The organism is Akkermansia sp. N21116 (genome assembly GCF_029854705.2).
Taxonomy (GTDB): domain Bacteria; phylum Verrucomicrobiota; class Verrucomicrobiia; order Verrucomicrobiales; family Akkermansiaceae; genus Akkermansia.
Genome location: NZ_CP139035.1, coordinates 2567292 through 2584051, shown reverse-complemented (window position 1 = coordinate 2584051; position 16760 = coordinate 2567292). Strand labels below are relative to the sequence as shown.

General features: G+C 51.6%; 12 protein-coding genes and 1 tRNA gene. 3 read left to right on the top strand and 10 right to left on the bottom strand.

Annotated elements, in window-relative coordinates:
- Positions 1-87: 87 nt before the first annotated feature.
- A complete protein-coding gene (locus QET93_RS09860) occupies positions 88-1395 on the bottom strand; it encodes a hypothetical protein (RefSeq protein ID WP_280132269.1) in 1308 nt (435 codons plus the stop codon).
- Between the two features lie 160 nt (positions 1396-1555).
- On the opposite strand from QET93_RS09860, the gene QET93_RS09855 reads away from it, so the two are divergent.
- Complete coding sequence (locus QET93_RS09855; RefSeq protein WP_280132268.1) at positions 1556-2038, top strand: pyridoxamine 5'-phosphate oxidase family protein; 483 nt, start codon at positions 1556-1558, stop codon at positions 2036-2038.
- A 69-nt stretch (positions 2039-2107) separates the two neighbouring features.
- On the opposite strand, the gene gdhA is transcribed toward QET93_RS09855, so the two are convergent.
- Positions 2108-3463, bottom strand: a complete 1356-nt coding sequence (gene gdhA, locus QET93_RS09850) for an NADP-specific glutamate dehydrogenase (protein WP_280132267.1) — start codon at positions 3461-3463, stop codon at positions 2108-2110.
- A 308-nt stretch (positions 3464-3771) separates the two neighbouring features.
- Entirely contained in the window at positions 3772-4797 is a 1026-nt protein-coding gene (locus tag QET93_RS09845; RefSeq protein ID WP_322189965.1) for a transposase, read from the bottom strand.
- Positions 4798-5220: 423 nt separating this feature from the next.
- On the opposite strand from QET93_RS09845, the gene QET93_RS09840 reads away from it, so the two are divergent.
- A complete protein-coding gene (locus tag QET93_RS09840; RefSeq protein WP_280125927.1) occupies positions 5221-6462 on the top strand; it encodes a 6-phosphofructokinase in 1242 nt (413 codons plus the stop codon).
- A gap of 95 nt (positions 6463-6557) precedes the next feature.
- Here QET93_RS09840 and QET93_RS09835 read toward each other — a convergent pair whose 3' ends face one another.
- Positions 6558-7064, bottom strand: coding sequence for a hypothetical protein (locus tag QET93_RS09835; RefSeq protein WP_280125926.1), 507 nt, complete (start codon positions 7062-7064; stop codon positions 6558-6560).
- 385 nt (positions 7065-7449) lie between these two features.
- On the opposite strand from QET93_RS09835, the gene QET93_RS09830 reads away from it, so the two are divergent.
- Positions 7450-7998 (top strand): MmcQ/YjbR family DNA-binding protein, encoded by a 549-nt coding sequence (locus tag QET93_RS09830; RefSeq protein ID WP_280132265.1) that lies wholly within the window; start codon positions 7450-7452, stop codon positions 7996-7998.
- 97 nt (positions 7999-8095) lie between these two features.
- Here QET93_RS09830 and QET93_RS09825 read toward each other — a convergent pair whose 3' ends face one another.
- The 6 genes from QET93_RS09825 to QET93_RS09800 all read right to left on the bottom strand — a co-directional run bounded on the left by QET93_RS09825 (position 8096) and on the right by QET93_RS09800 (position 16559).
- On the bottom strand, positions 8096-8575 hold the full coding sequence (locus tag QET93_RS09825) for a hypothetical protein (RefSeq protein WP_280132264.1): 480 nt from the start codon (positions 8573-8575) through the stop codon (positions 8096-8098).
- Positions 8576-8744: 169 nt separating this feature from the next.
- A complete protein-coding gene (locus tag QET93_RS09820) occupies positions 8745-12533 on the bottom strand; it encodes a glycoside hydrolase family 2 TIM barrel-domain containing protein (RefSeq protein ID WP_280132263.1) in 3789 nt (1262 codons plus the stop codon).
- Positions 12534-12787: 254 nt separating this feature from the next.
- Positions 12788-13813: a hypothetical protein gene (locus tag QET93_RS09815; protein WP_280132262.1), complete on the bottom strand. Its 1026-nt coding sequence runs from the start codon at positions 13811-13813 to the stop codon at positions 12788-12790.
- Between the two features lie 235 nt (positions 13814-14048).
- Positions 14049-14123, bottom strand: a tRNA-Gly gene (locus tag QET93_RS09810).
- Positions 14124-14195: 72 nt separating this feature from the next.
- Entirely contained in the window at positions 14196-16181 is a 1986-nt protein-coding gene (locus QET93_RS09805) for a heavy metal translocating P-type ATPase (protein WP_280132261.1), read from the bottom strand.
- A 27-nt stretch (positions 16182-16208) separates the two neighbouring features.
- Positions 16209-16559: a metalloregulator ArsR/SmtB family transcription factor gene (locus QET93_RS09800; protein WP_280132260.1), complete on the bottom strand. Its 351-nt coding sequence runs from the start codon at positions 16557-16559 to the stop codon at positions 16209-16211.
- Positions 16560-16760 lie beyond the last annotated feature (201 nt).

Here is a 16760-nt window from a genome sequence, read left to right as displayed (position 1 = left end):
TTTTATCATCATTCAGCACATGCCATCTGGATTGTCAATCTGTTCCTGATTGGAACAGTTGTTTTTTTGTTCGATTATTTAGAATTTTTACGGGAGAACGCATTCAATTTGTTGCGAGAGTTTTTCCAGATAAGAAGTCATGTTTCTTCTTCCAAGACGGCTCGTGATATTGTCGAGAAGCAGTTCGGGAGTGTTCTTATACTGGTTTTGTTGTTCCGGAGGGATGGCTGGAATTAGACCGGGAATGGATTCCGGGTTGCGTTCAAAGTCCATGAATGCGCCCATGGCACGAGGCTGAAGAGTAAACGTGATGCTTTGATGGGAGGGCCTTTGCTCGAAGTAACTCGAATAAAATTGAGGCATCCCGGTATGGAAGGCGTTGATAAAACTCAGAATGTCGATGTGGTAGTTTTCGGAGGGATTGAGACGGACGAATAGCTCGTATCCGGAAATGTCCATATTCCGAACGGTATTGGCAAAAGCGGTTGCCTGGTTGCTGTCCGGGAAAAGACGTAATGTCAGGAGCTCTTCGTTTATCCCATGGAAAACATGGGGGATAACGTACCTGTGGAAATACTCCTCCGTGATACCGCTGACGGCAACGAAGATATGGAAGGATCTGTAGGACTGATGCATGAACGATTCGATTTGCCGATACAGATTTTCGATCTGTTCTTTCCTTGTAATAGCAAGGCACAGTGCTATTTTACGTTCCCGGCAAGCGTAGGAAACTGTCTTGTCGTATAGGAAAGTACGTGGCTTTTGGTAAAAGTGATTATGTCCGGCTATTCTCATGATGAGTTCCTTCCGGTAGCAGGCTGCCTCCAGGGCATTGTCGGTAGGGAGGCGGTAGTTCAGGAAAATGTCGGCTATCTTCCGGCGTTTAGCACTGGGAATAACGAGGGCATGGGTTCCCCAGACACTGGTGTTAAGTTTACTGCGAGTTCCTGGCGGTAACGGTGTGAACTGGTAGGCCTCCGGTTTACTCGGTTCTGCCGGACATGTCACCTGCTTGTCGTGGAACAATCGGAAAATATCCGTTTCCGGGTAGCATGACATATGCCAGGCGAGACTGTTATAGAGCTTTTCCGCTTCAGTGACGGGTGTAGCATCGCTCTCGCCGAAGATGATAAAATCGTCGTCTGCGAATCTCGGATCCAGAATCATGCGGACGAACGAGCTACGGAGGGAACGTGCATACGGGGTATCCAAATCGTACTTCCAGGGGAAGATGGAGGATAGTTCGGTATCTACGGTATCCCGGAGGCAGGAGATGTCCTGAGTCGTAGGGTAGGTTTCAACATCGTATCCGAGACGGTTGAGTTCCTGACTGCCTTCGACTATTTCTCCGCGTGTTATCAGAAAGATACAGTGTAACTTGGTTTTTTTATTCATTGTCATTGAGTATGTTATGTTTTCTCCTCTCAGGTCAATGGGGTTGAAACGACACCATCGGAATATTATTGATAACAAAGGTATGGAAGGGAAACATGTGTGCGCTTTTAGGGACAGGACAGTATTGACTGAGGTAGCGGCTCTGATACGCTTACTCTCTATGAGACGCCGGGACAGGGAAGTTACGGATCCGATCCGGATACGGGAAATCATCGGACAGATCAAGGTCTGTCGCCTTGGTTTGTGCGATAAGAATGAAGCTTACATTGTTCCGCTTAATTTCGGAGTGGAATGGAAGGATGAAACATTGCGTTTGTATTTCCACTCCTCGCGACACGGACGGAAGATTGACTTGTTGAAAGTTTCTCTCCGGGCGTCTTTTGAGATGGATGGCTTCCATCAGTTGGATCCAGCTCCTTCCGGCGTTTCCCTATGCAATTACGGTTACGGTTATGCCTGTGTGATGGGGCGGGGGAACGTTCGTTTCATGGAAGGCGAGGAGAAAGCGAAGGGACTTGCTTTGTTAATGCTCCATCAGGCCGGACTGGTTTGTTCGTTCAGTGAAAAGGAGGCGTCTGCCGTGGAAGTATTCTGCCTGACGACCGAGACGTATTCCGTCAAGGAAAGAGTTGTGAACGCATAGACGGAAAAAGCCGCCCTGCAATACGACGCAGGACGGCCTTCGAGTGAGATTGTAACCCGGAACGGACGCTTAGCAAACGCCTTGTTCGATCATTGAGTCGGCCACCTTGACGAAGCCGGCGATGTTGGCGCCGATGACGTAGTTGGTGAAAGACTGGTCGGAAGCGAATTCCTTGGCGTGGCTGAACGCATTGTCATGAATGTTCTTCATGATGCTGTTGAGCTTGTGGTCTACTTCTTCACGCGTCCAGGAGAGGCGCATGCTGTTTTGGGACATTTCCAGACCGGAGGTGGCAACGCCGCCGGCGTTGGCGGCCTTGGCCGGACCGTACAGGATCTTGGCTGCGAGGTAGGTGTTGATACCTTCCAGGTCGGTCGGCATGTTGGCTCCTTCGGCAACGAGCTTGCAACCGTTTTTGATGAGCGTGCGGGCTTCTTCACCATTGATTTCGTTTTGTGTGGCGGACGGGAAAGCGCAATCGCAGGGAACGCTCCAGGGGCGCTGGCCTTCGAAGTACTGAGCCTTCGTGAACTGTTTCACGTATTCGGAGATACGACCGCGACGGTTGTTCTTCAGGTCCATGACCCAGGCGAGTTTTTCAGCGTCGATGCCATCGGGATCGTAGATGAAGCCGTTGGAGTCGGACATGGTTACGGGCTTGGCTCCGAGTTGGTTGAGCTTTTCAACCGTGTACTGGGCGACATTTCCGGAACCGGACACAAGGCAAACCTTGCCCTGCAGGTCGTCGTTGCGGGTAGCAAGCATGTTCTGGGCGAAGTACACGCAGCCGTAGCCCGTAGCTTCCGGACGAATCAGGGAACCGCCCCAGTTCAGGCTCTTGCCGGTCAATACGCCTGTGAACTCGTTGCGGAGGCGCTTGTACTGGCCGAACATGTAGCCGATTTCGCGACCACCGACACCGATGTCACCAGCGGGAACATCCGTGTTGGCTCCGATGTGGCGGGAGAGCTCGGTCATGAAGCTTTGGCAGAAACGCATGACTTCGTTATCACTCTTGCCCTTTGGATCGAAGTCGGAGCCGCCTTTGCCTCCGCCCATGGGAAGGGTGGTGAGGGAGTTTTTGAAAACCTGTTCGAAACCGAGGAACTTCAGGATGCCCAGGTTGACACTCGGGTGGAAGCGGAGACCTCCCTTGTACGGCCCAATGGCGCTGTTGAACTCGACGCGATAACCGCGGTTGACTTGGACGTTGCCCTTGTCATCAATCCACGGAACGCGGAAAAGGATGGTGCGTTCCGGTTCAACAATGCGTTCCAAAATCGCATTGGCTTCATATTTCGGAGATGAAGCGAGCACGGGATCGATCGTGTTAAGGACTTCCTGTACTGCCTGAAGGAATTCCGGTTCGTGCGAGTTTTTCGCACGGACGTTTTCCAAAACGCGCTGAGAATAGGTCTGGGCCATGGATTTGATAAAGGATGGTGGATTCTGTAGCGGTCACTTGATGAACCGCTGGTGCGGGACGACTCTTTATCAAGTTTGTTTCACTCAGCAAGAAATTTTATTCTATTTTGTAATTGGGGTCAGGTCAAAAATAGAAAATATATTTTTTTGTTTCATTTTTTCATCTGACCCCAAATTGATTGGTATGGATACTTTGGGCTCTGAATGGAGAACAGGGAGCAGGGCGAAAACAGGCTTTTGAACAAATAGGTATGTTCGGGAGCGTTCTTGATGGGGGAGAGAGGTTCCGGAGGAAGTAGGGGAGGGGGTTATTGACTGGAGTAGTCTTCAGTGATTTTTTCAATCCATGCATGGATTTTGCGGTCATTTTCCTCCATTTGCTTGGCTCGGAACAAAAGAGTGCCCAATGACCGAGGGAGTCCCATGTGCAACCGGTTGGCAATCCAGGCATAGGGAACCATGGTTGACTTGCGGACAGCCAGGGCGATGATGAGTTTGGAGGAATGGCTATAGGGAGTTGTCAGGAGCTCTTCCTCCGTCAACCCGAAGGCGCGGAGCCCTCGAACGACGATACGCTCGGCAACGAGTTCTCCAATTTCCCCGCTCATGCTTCCGGGAGCTCCCGAGAGGCGTTTGGTCAACCCGTGCATAGCATCGACGATACGTTTTCGGAAAGTGCTGGAGCCATAGCACCAGCCTCGCTGTACGGTACCGGGGCCGACGTGTCCGACCGGGAGCAGGGCTCGCTCGTCCATGAGTTCCGCCTCGTACCTCCCTAGAAGATGATCCAGGTATTTTTCCCGTCCCTGGGAGGTATCCGTACAGCCGAAGACTCCCAGGCCGCGTTCCGGATGGATCCACGGTGCGCGTTTTTCCGGTGCCGCCAGCCATTCGTGCAGGCTGGTCCAGCGACTTCCGGAAAAGAAGGTCTGGCGGCGTACCAAGCCGGATCGTGCAGGATTCAGGTGGATGTAATCGATGATCGTCGAGAAGTAGTGGGCATTGTCCGCTTCGACCAGCATGGATTTGTATCGCCCGGCAAAAACATGTCCCTGGAAACCGTGCTTTTTATTAAAACGTACCGTATAGGTTGTCTGAAGCCATTTCATGCCGTCGACCAAGTTGGCCTGCTCCGTGCGGAATAGGATGTGATAGTGGTTATTCATCAAGGCGTAGGCATAAACCGTCCAGTTGCATCTTTCTGAGGCTTCGCGAAAGGTTTTCAGAAACAGCTCTCTATCCTCGTCGTCCAGAAAGATATCACTGTTCCTGTTCCCCTGGCATTGCACATGATAAACTGCTCCGGGATATTCGATTCTCAACGGCCTGCTCATGCTGGCTATCATGGAGGTGCCAGTTGAAAACTCAAGATTTTATTTTTGATTTTTGATCTGACCCCAATGGAAGACGAATTTGTTATTTTTTTCTGACAGTTATTTCATCTGCCTTTGTTTGACAGGTTTGGAATCGGGGGAGATTTTTGTCTGTTGCGCTGTTGCCCGGGAGGATGCTCTTGCCGGTAGGAAATATTGCTTACCTCCTGGTTTTGTGGGGAGAAGATGTCGTCTGTACCGGAAGTTCCTATGTTCAAATTGTTTCGGGTGATATGAAAATTCAAAGGGTCTTTACAAAGTAGAACGATGATCGCCGGCGGGATTCCTTGAAGGAAGAGCGGACAATAATATTGAAATAGCAGCAGCGATCAGGTAATAACGGGTAGGCCTTGTTTTCTTATTCCCAATCCATACAACATTTCCATGAACGAATTGAAAGGCACATGCATCATCGGACAGTCGGGTGGTCCCACTGCTGTTATCAACGCCAGTGCTCTGGGCGTTATTCAGGCTGGCCTTGCCAATGACCGGATTACCCGGGTGCTCGGGGCTGCCAACGGTATTGAGGGCGTGCTTGACGAACGGCTGTACGACATGTCTTATGAGGATCCTTCGGAGTTGGAGCACATGAAGTATACGCCCGCGTCCGCGCTGGGTTCCTGCCGGTACAAGATGAGCCATTTCCTGGATGATGATACGGATTATAAGCGTCTGTTAGAAGTGTTCCGCAAGTACGATGTCCGGTATTTCTTCTACAATGGGGGAAATGATTCCATGGATACCTGCAACAAGGTGTCAAAGTTTCTTCAGAAGTCGGGGTACGAATGCCGAGTGATCGGTATTCCCAAGACGATTGACAATGATTTATTCGGCACGGACCACTGTCCCGGCTTCGGATCTGCGGCTAAATTTATTGCGACGTCCTGCATGGAGATTCATCAGGATTTGCAAGTGTACGACAAGGGGCGTGTGACGATTGTGGAAATCATGGGGAGGCACGCCGGCTGGCTGGCCGGTTCCGCAGCGTTGGCAACATATGCCGGAGCGGGCCCCGATCTGGTGTATTTGCCCGAGGTGGATTTCCATCTAGACAGGTTCCTGGCAGATGTCTCTGAAGTTTACGGGCGCAAGGGAAAGTGTATGGTGGCTGTTTCGGAAGGGATCCATGATTCCTCTGGGCGTTTCATTGCTGACGCCGGCGTGGGTGGTACGGATGTGTTCGGGCATACGCAGTTGGGCGGCTTGAGTGCCATGCTTGCGGAGATCGTCAGACGGGAATTGGGGTTCAAAGTACGTGGGATTGAGCTTTCCCTTCTCCAGAGGTGCGCCTCTCATGTTGCTTCGAAGACTGATATTGAAGAAGCTTACATGGCTGGCAGGACTGCCGTCGAAATGGCTGTGCTGGGACATACCGACAAGATGATAGCCTTTGAGAGAGAGATGATGGATGGTATGTATCATTGCCGTATCAAATTGGTGGATCTGGGCGATGTGGCTAACGTGGAAAAATTGGTGCCGCGCGAGTGGATCAATTCGGAAGGTAACGGGGTGGAGGCACCGTTCATCGATTATGTTCTTCCTCTGATTCAGGGTGAAACCTTGATGGAAAAGGAGAACTCATTGCCAAGGTTCGTGCGTCTGAAGAAGGTTCAGGCTTCATGTTGAACCGCGGATAATTTGCAAGGAAAAACGGGCTGTCTTTTCCCTTTCGGGAAATAGGACGGCCCGTTTCGTTTTTTAATTAAAACAACTTGTTTGTTTTATCTGCCGTGATAATGCCCCCGGTTGTAACCGGGGGAGAATCCCGGGCGAATAGCCGGACCATGCGGACGTGGCGGGAAGGGACGATAGCTTGGGGGAGGCGGAGGAGGACATGGACGGTGGACAGGAGGAGGTGGTGGACCATGGCGATGGACTGGAGGCGGGCAATAGGGACGCCTGTAAACTCCGGCAGGCCAGAAGTAACGACCGCGATAGCAGGGGGCTGGTCCCCAGGTAGGAACATAGCAACCACTGTAAATACCATTCATGACAATAATGGGAACACCGGCGGGAGAATAGGCATAGATGGGGAAACCGGAAGGAGTGTAGCCCCATATAGGAAAACCGGCGGGGTCGTATTGGAAGGAAACGGCGGCTCCTCTCCCGAAGGTGCCTCCGACGGCGATGCTGAATGCCCCCTGGGCTTCTTGGGAAACGTAAAGGCTGCCCAGTGTGCAGATGCAGGCTAGGGTGCTCAGCGACATTAATTTAAATTGCTTCTTCATGCCTGATGTCGTTTGATATAATGTTGTGGGGAGGAATTGAATTTCTATTCCCGTCATTTGAGGAAGCGGCATCGACGATTGTTTTTGTGTAAGATGAATGGATTTATGTCACCGATTTCGGATGGGAGGAATGATTTATTTTCACTTGATCCGTTTCCGGGGGGATTTATCATAAAGCGGTTGTAAGTTATGGATCAAGAAAGGCTCTAAGTTTATTTTTCTCATGTTTTTTCGTTTCTCTCCTCAAAAAAGTTGGCAGGAAAAGGTTCTCGAACGCGTTTTTAAGAACAGAAAAATTTGTGAGGAACGCTTGCTTCCTTTCGGCTGTGTCCGGGGAAAAAGGGGGTTCCTGTATCGGGCGGGATTGTTGAACGGTGCTCTATCCATGGAATTTGAAATCTGTACGGACGGTTCTGTTCATGTGACGGTGCATAGCGTTCATGGAGAAGAGTATGAGCGAATGCTTGATTCTCAAGGAACGCCAAGATCGTATCTGGGCAGGAAACTCCGCCAGGAATATGAGGAAGAGTTGTGGCATGTAGCTGAGTGCTGCTTCGTGCCGGATGCTTTTAAAGAAGACATGACTCTGCGCATCATTGATCATATACGGAATACATATGGGGACGAGCTTGAGTTCTTATGGAGAAAGTTCCCGGAAAATGCCATTGTGCGCCGCCGTGACAAGAAGAAATGGTATGCCGCTTTGCTGGTTGTTCCTCGTTTCAAGTTGACCGGGGACTCTGAGGAGCGAGTCGAGATTCTCAATTTGCGAGTTTGTCCTGATGATCTTGAGCATCTTGTGGATAATCGCAGCCGTTTTCCTGGTTATCACATGAACAAGAAAAACTGGGCCACTTTCTGTCTTGATGGGTCCATTCCTTTCGATGAACTAACGACACGTCTCGAAACCAGTTACCGGCTTGTCCGGAAATGAGTGCTCGGTAATTTACTGTATATAAAAAGAAGAAGCTGTCTTACTCCGGTTATAAAACCGTGGCAAGACAGCTCCTGGAAAAATGAAACAGGGTAATTTAGTTGACGTAGTTGATTGTACCCTTGGTCCCGCGGAATTGATGGTCTGAGTCAGAGCTATTCCAATAATCGAATGTTCCGTTGATCTGACCTCTTTTCAAATGGATTCCGAACATCTGGACGCTACGTGGGAACCCGGTGGCTGTGTACCATCTGCAGCTAAGATCAAATAAGCCTTCCTGAAGATTGCCGTTAATCATATACACGGCTCCTTGGGTAGCTTCGCCATCAATGGTAATGGTAGAAGTCATCCCTTCGCCAGCCATAAGAATAATAGAACGGGCAGCAGTTCCTAAAAGGTATTCAAGATCATTGGAGTCCATGGGATCCACGGTGTCGGCGGCTCCGAGGACAATAGACAGTGTCGTCCCTGCGGGAAGGGCGTTGTCCGTGGATCTGTCGCTACCGTTGCCTCCGCAACCGGTCACAAGGAAGAGCGGGGCACAGACAGCAGTCAATAGAGAGAGAATCTTGATCATACGTGGAGTGAGCTAAAAGTGATTTGTCGTTACAATCTACCATGCATCATGGAGACGTCAATGATTTTTGAAAGGGAGGGGAGTGAATTTGCAGCCTTTCTTATGGATAAGTTGGGAGACTGGTATCAAGACCCCGCCGGCAGGGACATGCCGGCGGGGTGAAACGGGATTATTTTTTGACGGGAATGACGTCCAGTTCGGCCATGGAGGCATAGTCGTTTCCTCCAACCTCGCTGAGAGCGGTGAAGCGGAAGTAGCGTGCCTTGACAGGCTTGTCGAAGTTGACGATTTGCAATTCGTCCGAGTTCGGGAACTTGCCCTTGGCGGCCTGCTGCCATGTTTTACCGTCGGCACTGGTCTCAATGCTGTAGTCGGCGACGCGGCCGTTGGCACTGCCGTCCTGACGGGGAAGGCAGGTGATACCGCTGAATTCACGTTCCTTGCCGAGGTCGATTTCGAGGACGTGGGGATGTTTTGTCACCGTCTTGTTGTATTCCGAATGCCAGAAGGTGGAGGGATCTCCGTCGATGGCGAATTCGGCGTCGGCTTCTCCCAGTTCCTGGCTGGATACGCTCTTGATCGCGTACTTGTCAGTCCGTGTATTCATGCTCATATCCAGATTCGCGGCAGGGATACGGATGGTTTCCAGAGTACTTTGAGCCGTGATGGGACGGATGGAGAAGTCCAGCTTATAGGGCTTGTTGGCCTTGATGATATCGCGCTCCATCGGACCCGGACCGCATGAGGCACCTCCAAGTCCGCGGGTAGCTGCCGAAAGGACGAGAACGGTTTTGTCCGTATTCTTAGGCAGTTGGACGGGATGGTTGGCCAGGATGAGATCCGTGGTAGTGTAGGGAATGGCCGAGAAGGCGAATGGCGCGTCAAGGGATCCGAAGAGCAGACCTTCTCCCTTGTCGTTGGTCAGGGCAACCCAGCGCGTGTCTTCATGGTTGCCCGTATCCTGTGGACGGCCATAGGGGAAGAACGAAGCTTGAGCGGTCGTTTTGTACTGTCCAAGGGGCATGCCGGTTTTGCGGTCTGCGTAGTTTTCTTCCGGGCCTCGTCCATAGTAGGTGATGTTGGACAGGTTGGAGGGAAGCTGGATTTCATACCCCAGGCGCAGAAGGTCCAGCATGGCGCCGCGAGGCAGCAGGACGGACTGGCAGGTGACTGTACCGTCTGCGTACACGGTCCATTCCAGATTGTTGATGAAATGGGTGTTGGCATCGTTGAGCTTCTTCTTGTTCGGGGTGATGGTCGTATTGTTTCCTCCGAAGTCGTTGAGGCTTTCGGACTGTTTGCCGCTGACCTTGATGGACTGCTTGATGGTAATGCTCTTGCCGTTGCTGGTGATTTCGCTGCTGATGAGTTCGTGTTTCAGATCGCGGAGGCCGTGATCCATGCTCTTGGCGAGGACACCGGGTTCATTGCTGGAGGCGCAACGGACGGCGTTGACGACCATCGGCTGTTTCAGCAGGGGCTGTCCGTTGACGGTGTACTGGGCCAGTTCTCCCGTTTTAGGATCAAAGCTGACGGAGAAGTTGCTGCCGGAAATGACCTGCTTGTCGGCACTGAGGCTCAATGGACCCTCCGGAGCCTTGAACATGGCTTTTTCTCCAACCGTGGGGAGGTCGATCTGGTCGAAGGCCAGTTCGTAACCTTTCTTCGCCCACGGCATGTCCTTGTTGAGATGGAAGCCGATGCGGAGGCTGTATTCGGCTCCGTTTTCCTGTTCCGGAAGGAAATCGGCCGGGATTTCCACCGTCTGGCGTGGGCCGACTTTGGGTAGGTGGAGCATGCCTTTGGCGATTTCCTTGCCGTCGCGGTTGAGCGTCCAGATAACATCGTAATCGGAGAGGTCTTTGAAGAAGTTCTTGTTGAAGATCGTTACCTTGCCGTCTTTGAGGCCGGCTTTGATGTTCTGGTAAACGTGCTTGACTTCAAAATAACCGGGTTCCGGAGTCAGGTCTGCCAGGATGGTACCGTTAAAGACGAACTGACCGCTGTTGGGGTGATCGTTGAAGTCGCCTCCGTAGCACAGCATTTTTTCGCCGTTCGGCAGGGTCTTGTAGATTCCCTGGTCGATCCAGTCCCAGATGGCGCCGCCCATAATGCGGTCGGAGGACTCGATGGCTTCCCAATAGTCTGCGAGATCCCCCATGGCATTCATCATGTTGTGGGCATATTCGGAAATGTAGAAGGGCTTGGGATAATTCTTGTTGGCTGCCATGCCTTGCGTCCATCCGACGGAGGGATACTGGTTGGAACCGAGATCAACGATTTCGTTGTTACGTTCGTAATGGGTGGGACGGGACAGATCACGGGCTTTGATTGTTTTTTCGGCGACCTGGAAGTTACGACCCGGACCGGCCTCGTTGCCGAGGGACCACATGACAACGCTGGGGTTGTTCTTGTTGCGTTCCACCATGGCCATGACTCGTTCGACATGAGCGGGCATCCATTCCAGCGGATGGGAGAGGGATTCCTTGCCGTAATAGTAGCCGTGCGATTCGATGTTGGCTTCATCCTGAACGTAGATGCCGTACTTGTTGCAGAGGTAATAGAAGTACGGATCGACAGGGTAGTGGGAACAGCGAACATGGTTGATGTTGGCCCTCTTCATCATGGCAACTTCTTGTTCCATTTGTTCACGGGAGACGAAGTGGCCGGTAGAAGGATTATTTTCGTGGCGGTTGACGCCTTTGACCTTCACGGGCTGTCCGTTGACGAGGAAGACGCTGTCTTTGATAGTTACGTTGCGGAAACCAACCTGGGAGGAAACCATTTCTACAGTCTTGCCGGCCTTGTCTTTCAGTTCGATGACGAGCGTGTAAAGATTGGGCGTTTCGGCAGACCAAAGTTTGGGCTTGGAGTAGATGCCCATGAGAGAAGTCTTGAAGTCTTTCATGCCGGTGAGGCGGAGAGGTTTCTGCATGACTCCGTCGTAGGGCGCATCTTTAGGCTTGACGGGATCGACAAGTTTACCGTCTTCCGTGTAAAGGTTCATGGCGACGGAGTAGCCTTCCAGATTCTTGTGGCGGGGGAAGAGATTGCGGACATCAATGTCGGCAAGGAGACGCCAATCGCCATCTACCTTTCCGGGGTTGACGGGATCCACGGGGAGAAGAGCCCAGCTGTTCGGTTCCACGGGGTTGGTGTGGATGAAGAAATCGCGAATGTGGACTTTGGGCAGGGAGAAGATGGACACTGTGCGGAAAATCCCCGAAAGACGGAACATGTCCTGGCATTCCAGATAGGCTCCGTCGGAATGGCGATATACTTCCACGGCCACTGTGTTTTCGCCTTCCTGCAGGTAGGGGCTGATATCGAAACGGGCCGGGTTGCGGGAGTCCTTGGAGAATCCGACGTATTTACCGTTGATCCACAGATAGAAGAAGGAATCGACTCCGTCGAACTGTATGTAAACTTCCCGTCCATCCCAGCCGGCGGGAACTTCGAAGGTGCGGCGGTAGGATCCGACGGGGTTGCGTGCCTCGAAGGATGTGTATTTTTTATTGCGGGGTTCTTTGGTTACGTAGGGCCAATCCCGCTCAAAGGGATAGGGCTGGTTGGAGTAAATCGGAGTGCCGTAACCCTGGGTTTGCCAGGATGCAGGAACTTTGATTTCCTTCCAGTTGCTGACGTCGTAGTCGGGCAGGAAGAAACCGACAGGACGGCTTTGCGGGTCTTTGGACCAGTTGAACTTCCATTGACCGTTCAGGGATTTCCACCATTTACTGTTTTCGGGGAGGATTTTCAGTGCCGAATTCAGATCGCTGAAACTGGAGAAGGTAGCTGTGGGAGCCTCTTTGTTCAGGTGAAGATTTTGTTCTTGTTCCCATTCAAGACCGGTGGGAGCGCTGTCGTCACCGGGGACGACCGGGGTTGCCCATGCAGGCGCCAGAGAACAGGCGGCAAAAACGGTGCAGGACAGAAGCCAGTTTTTTGTCGTAGTCATAATTATCAGATTTGGAAATGCAGCTATTGGCGGCATCAGCTAGATATACGGAGCCGGATAGCCTGTTCTTTCTATCAGAACTCAATCGGCAGGGCAAGACGCCTCTTTGTACAATTCTTGGAGAAGAAATTTATTTCTGTCCCAACTCCGTTTGTGGCAGTTCATAAACGGAGAGGAATGACTGGTGAAACCGGCATGAATTGGATAAAAAATGTCCGAAAGATATCGGTTTGAGGAAAAGGATACGAAGGCTCTTACAGGAGCCATGTACCGTATTGGGGCAGTTGGCTTTGCCGTTTCATACTGTAGGCGAGGATGTATTTCAGCACATCCGCCTGGGTTCGTCCGTGTTGGGCGGCAGCGAGGCAGATGGAGCCGGTTTTTCCCAAGTGGCAACAGATATTCATTTCCAGAATGCGGCGTTTCCCTGATTCAAAATCGATGCGGTAATCGACTCGGAAGTAGTCCATGGGGCCGAGATTGTCCCAGATCGTGTTAATGTCACGGATGATATCCTCCTGCATGTTGTCGACAGGCACAAGCTGGTAACCCAGGTGGTCGTGGAGTTTCAAATCTTCCGTAATGATGTTTCCCGGTTTGTCTGATTTGGGTTGTACGAATCCCAGGATGACAGGGCGTTTCCCTCCCAGGACGGGAACGGTGACGTCAATGCCGGGACAGTATTGCTCAGCAAGGACTTCATGCCCTTCGGAAAGGAGTCGTTCTGCACAGGAAACGGCTGTCTGCCATGTCTCGCAAATACTGTCGGAGCGGATCCCTCCCGAGGCGGCACCGAATCTCTTTTTGATGAAATAGGGACCGGGGAACGGTTCATGATCCGGAATGGGTTTGTTGGACGAAAGACCGATTCCCTGAGGCATATGCAGCCCCAGAGAGTGGAATACGTATTTGGTAAGCAACTTGTCCTCTGCAATGGCCCGGATGTTGGGAGGGGCTCCGAGATAGGGCATTTGGATGAATTCGCAGTAGGAAGAAATGAAAATTTCCGGATTAGCCATGGGAAATCTGTTCATTAGTGAAAAGACATAGTCAACATTGCCTTTGGCACATTGGACGGAGTACGGTTTGGAAGAGGATGTAACATCGTAACCGATCTCCTGGAGTGCTTTGTAAATATTGTAGTGGTAACGGGGGTATCCCCCGTTGCCCGTATAGGGTTTCTCAGAAAAGTCCGGAGCATCGGGGGCGTAAGGAGCCAGAAATAGGATACGGGCCGGTTTGCCGTAGGTGTTCAGTTGGATTTCTGCTGGTTCAAACATATTTTACTGTAATTGGATACAGATTGGAGGAAGAAAGTCGCACTCCTGTTCAAGAATAGTTCGAAAGCATAATATTTCGTCTGTTTTTAGGCTCTACGTCAGAATCGAAATCTAAAACCTACAGCCGTGCCGGCGGCCTCTTCATATAGTCTTCTCCCGATTTTTTGAATGACATCATCCAGAAACGGAAAATACCTTATAAAATCAAGGTGTTACAAAGAACCCAAAAGAAAAATGGAGCGGATGATGGGATTCGAACCCACGACATCAACCTTGGCAAGGTTGCGCTCTACCCCTGAGCTACATCCGCACTGATTAGGCAAGTGTGCGGGAAGGTTTATACGTATTTTTTCATGGGATGCAAGAGATTTTTGAAGTTTTTTCAGGAATGATCGTTTGTCCCCGTTTGAACGGGACGGATGGCATTGAGGATAGCTAGCAATGAAATGCCGACATCGGCGAAGATGGCTTCCCACATGTTGGCTTCCCCGGCGGCGGCCATCATGAGGATGATGCCTTTGATGCCGAGGATGAAAACGATGTTTTGGAGGATGATTCTGCGGGTACCGTGGGCAAGGCGCAGAGCCAGGGGGAGCCGGGAAGGTTCTCCGTTCATGAGAACAATGTCGGAGGCTTCCATGGCGGCGTCGGATCCCATGCTTCCCATGGAGATGCCGATATCGGCGCGGGTGAGTGCGGGGGCGTCGTTAATTCCGTCTCCGACAAATGCGAGAAGTTTACCGGGGGTGGTTTCCTCCTGGAGCCGTTCGACAATGCGAACTTTATCTTCCGGGAGGAGCTGGGAGTAGCAGTCTTTGATGTGGAGGTATTTGCTGACAGCCTGGGCGTGTTCGTCACTGTCTCCGGTGAGCATGGCTATTTTGGCGATCCCTTGGGATTTGAGGTTTCGGATTGTTTGGAGGCTATCCGGCTTGATACTGTCGGCTAGCAGGATATTGCCGGCGTATCGATTGTTGACGGCGATGTGGACGATGGTGCCGGTGAGGGATGGATGAGGTGGTACGTCGATGCCGTTCTCTTGCATCCAGGCGGCGTTGCCGGCGAGGATGTGGTTAGCTCCCAGAGTAGCGGCTGTGCCGCGCCCGGCTATTTCCCGGAAGGAGGCATTCTCCATGGAGGGAATGGGTTTGTCGTAGGCGGCAAGGATGGATTGGGCGATGGGGTGGTTAGAGGTGCTTTCGGCGAGAGCTGCAAGCCGGAGGAGTTGTTTATCCGTAAACCCGTTGGCGGGTTCCGTGCGGGTGATGGTAAATTTACCTCCGGTGAGAGTCCCTGTTTTGTCGAAGACGACTGTACCGATCCTTGTAAGAGCATCAAGGTAGTTGCTGCCTTTGAGTAGAATGCCGTGTCGGGCAAAGCGTCCGATACCGGCAAAGTAGCTGAGAGGGATGGATATGACGAGAGCGCAAGGGCAGGAAATGACGAGAAGGATGAGGGCGCGCCGGATGCCCTCCGTCCACCCGATGGGAAGAAGGAGTGGGGTAAGCACGGCAATAAGGAGGGCCAGGATGAGGACGGACGGGGTGTACCAGCGGGCGAAGCGTCGGATGAAAGTTTCCGTTTTCGTTTTACGCTCGGCTGATTCCTGGACGAGTTTGAGGATGCGGGAGACTGTGGATTGGTCCCAGGTTTTGGTGACTTGGATGGTGAGGGCTTCTTCCTGGTTGACGCTGCCGGAGAGTACCTGGGTACCGGGTTCGGCTTTTAGGGGAATGAATTCTCCGGTGAGTGCGGAGGCGTCGAGGTGGGAGTGGCCTTCGGTTACGACCCCGTCAAGAGGGACTTTCTCTCCGGGACGGACGAGGATTTTTTGCCCGGGAGTGATTTGAGCCGGGGGGACGGTTTGGATACCTTTCTCTTGGATGAGGTGGGCATAGTCCTGCTTGAGATCCATAAGTCCGGTAACGGATTCCCGCGTTTTATAGACGGCGCGTTCCTGAAGGATTTCTCCGATTTGGAAGAAAATAAGGACGGAAACTGCTTCCGCATATTCTCCGAGGGCCAAGGCTCCCAAAGTAGCAACTCCCATGAGGAAATTTTCATCGAAAACTTTTCCCTTCAGGAGGTTGGAGGCGGCATCGGCGAGGATGTTCCACCCGATGACGAAATAGGAAACGATGGCGAGAACAATACCGGCAGGTGTCCGGGTACCCACAGCAAGGGCGATAGCGAAAAGGATGAGACCTGCGAGCGGGCGTTTCCAGTGCGAAGATGTGTCGGAAGTCTGGTGTCCACATGTTGTATTGCATGCTGTGCAGGAAAAGCTTGTACAGCATGAGCACGAAGAGGAACAGGCCTGGCTGTGACGATGTTTATTTTCCGGCTGTCGGGAATGTGAATTGTCCATGGCGGAAAGGAGATTGGACGGGAGTTTTTATTCGCAGATATGTTCCAATCCCATGGCAAGGATGGTACGGACATGGCTGTCGGCAAGGCTGTAGAAAACGTGTTTGCCTTGTTTGCGGGTTTTGACGAGTTTGCTGTGACGTAGTAAGCGCAACTGGTGCGAGACGGCCGAAGTGGTCATGTCGAGAGCGGAGGAGAGATCGCAAACACATAGTTCGTGGTCAATGAGCGCCCAGAGAAGGCGGATACGTGTGGAATCTCCGAAAAGTTTGAAAAAGTCGGACAGGTCGGTGAGGGTATTGATGTCAGGGGTATCCAGATCAATACCGGTTTCCGTACAGTGGCTGTCAAGGTGGATCGTGGTGTGCTGGCGTGACATGGCTAGGGATAATTCGATTGAATGATTGAATATTTGTTCAATCGTTTTTTTGTTAACCTGGTTTCACTATTACGTCAAGAGAAAAGTGGAAAATGACGATGGAAACGAAGAATGAGGGAAGGATTTCGTGAATCGAATCCTTGTGATTGAATATAATTTCGCCTAAAAGGCGATCATATGAGAATAAAACCTGTTTTAACG

Coding starts and splice junctions, on each gene's coding strand:
- QET93_RS09825 (WP_280132264.1), bottom strand. CDS start 8,575: ATGATCAAGATTCTCTCTCTATTGACTGCTGTCTGTGCCCCGCTCTTC.
- QET93_RS09800 (WP_280132260.1), bottom strand. CDS start 16,559: ATGTCACGCCAGCACACCACGATCCACCTTGACAGCCACTGTACGGAA.
- QET93_RS09840 (WP_280125927.1), top strand. CDS start 5,221: ATGAACGAATTGAAAGGCACATGCATCATCGGACAGTCGGGTGGTCCC.
- QET93_RS09855 (WP_280132268.1), top strand. CDS start 1,556: ATGAGACGCCGGGACAGGGAAGTTACGGATCCGATCCGGATACGGGAA.
- gdhA (WP_280132267.1), bottom strand. CDS start 3,463: ATGGCCCAGACCTATTCTCAGCGCGTTTTGGAAAACGTCCGTGCGAAA.
- QET93_RS09835 (WP_280125926.1), bottom strand. CDS start 7,064: ATGAAGAAGCAATTTAAATTAATGTCGCTGAGCACCCTAGCCTGCATC.
- QET93_RS09805 (WP_280132261.1), bottom strand. CDS start 16,181: ATGGACAATTCACATTCCCGACAGCCGGAAAATAAACATCGTCACAGC.
- QET93_RS09860 (WP_280132269.1), bottom strand. CDS start 1,395: ATGAATAAAAAAACCAAGTTACACTGTATCTTTCTGATAACACGCGGA.
- QET93_RS09845 (WP_322189965.1), bottom strand. CDS start 4,797: ATGAGCAGGCCGTTGAGAATCGAATATCCCGGAGCAGTTTATCATGTG.
- QET93_RS09815 (WP_280132262.1), bottom strand. CDS start 13,813: ATGTTTGAACCAGCAGAAATCCAACTGAACACCTACGGCAAACCGGCC.
- QET93_RS09820 (WP_280132263.1), bottom strand. CDS start 12,533: ATGACTACGACAAAAAACTGGCTTCTGTCCTGCACCGTTTTTGCCGCC.
- QET93_RS09830 (WP_280132265.1), top strand. CDS start 7,450: ATGGAATTTGAAATCTGTACGGACGGTTCTGTTCATGTGACGGTGCAT.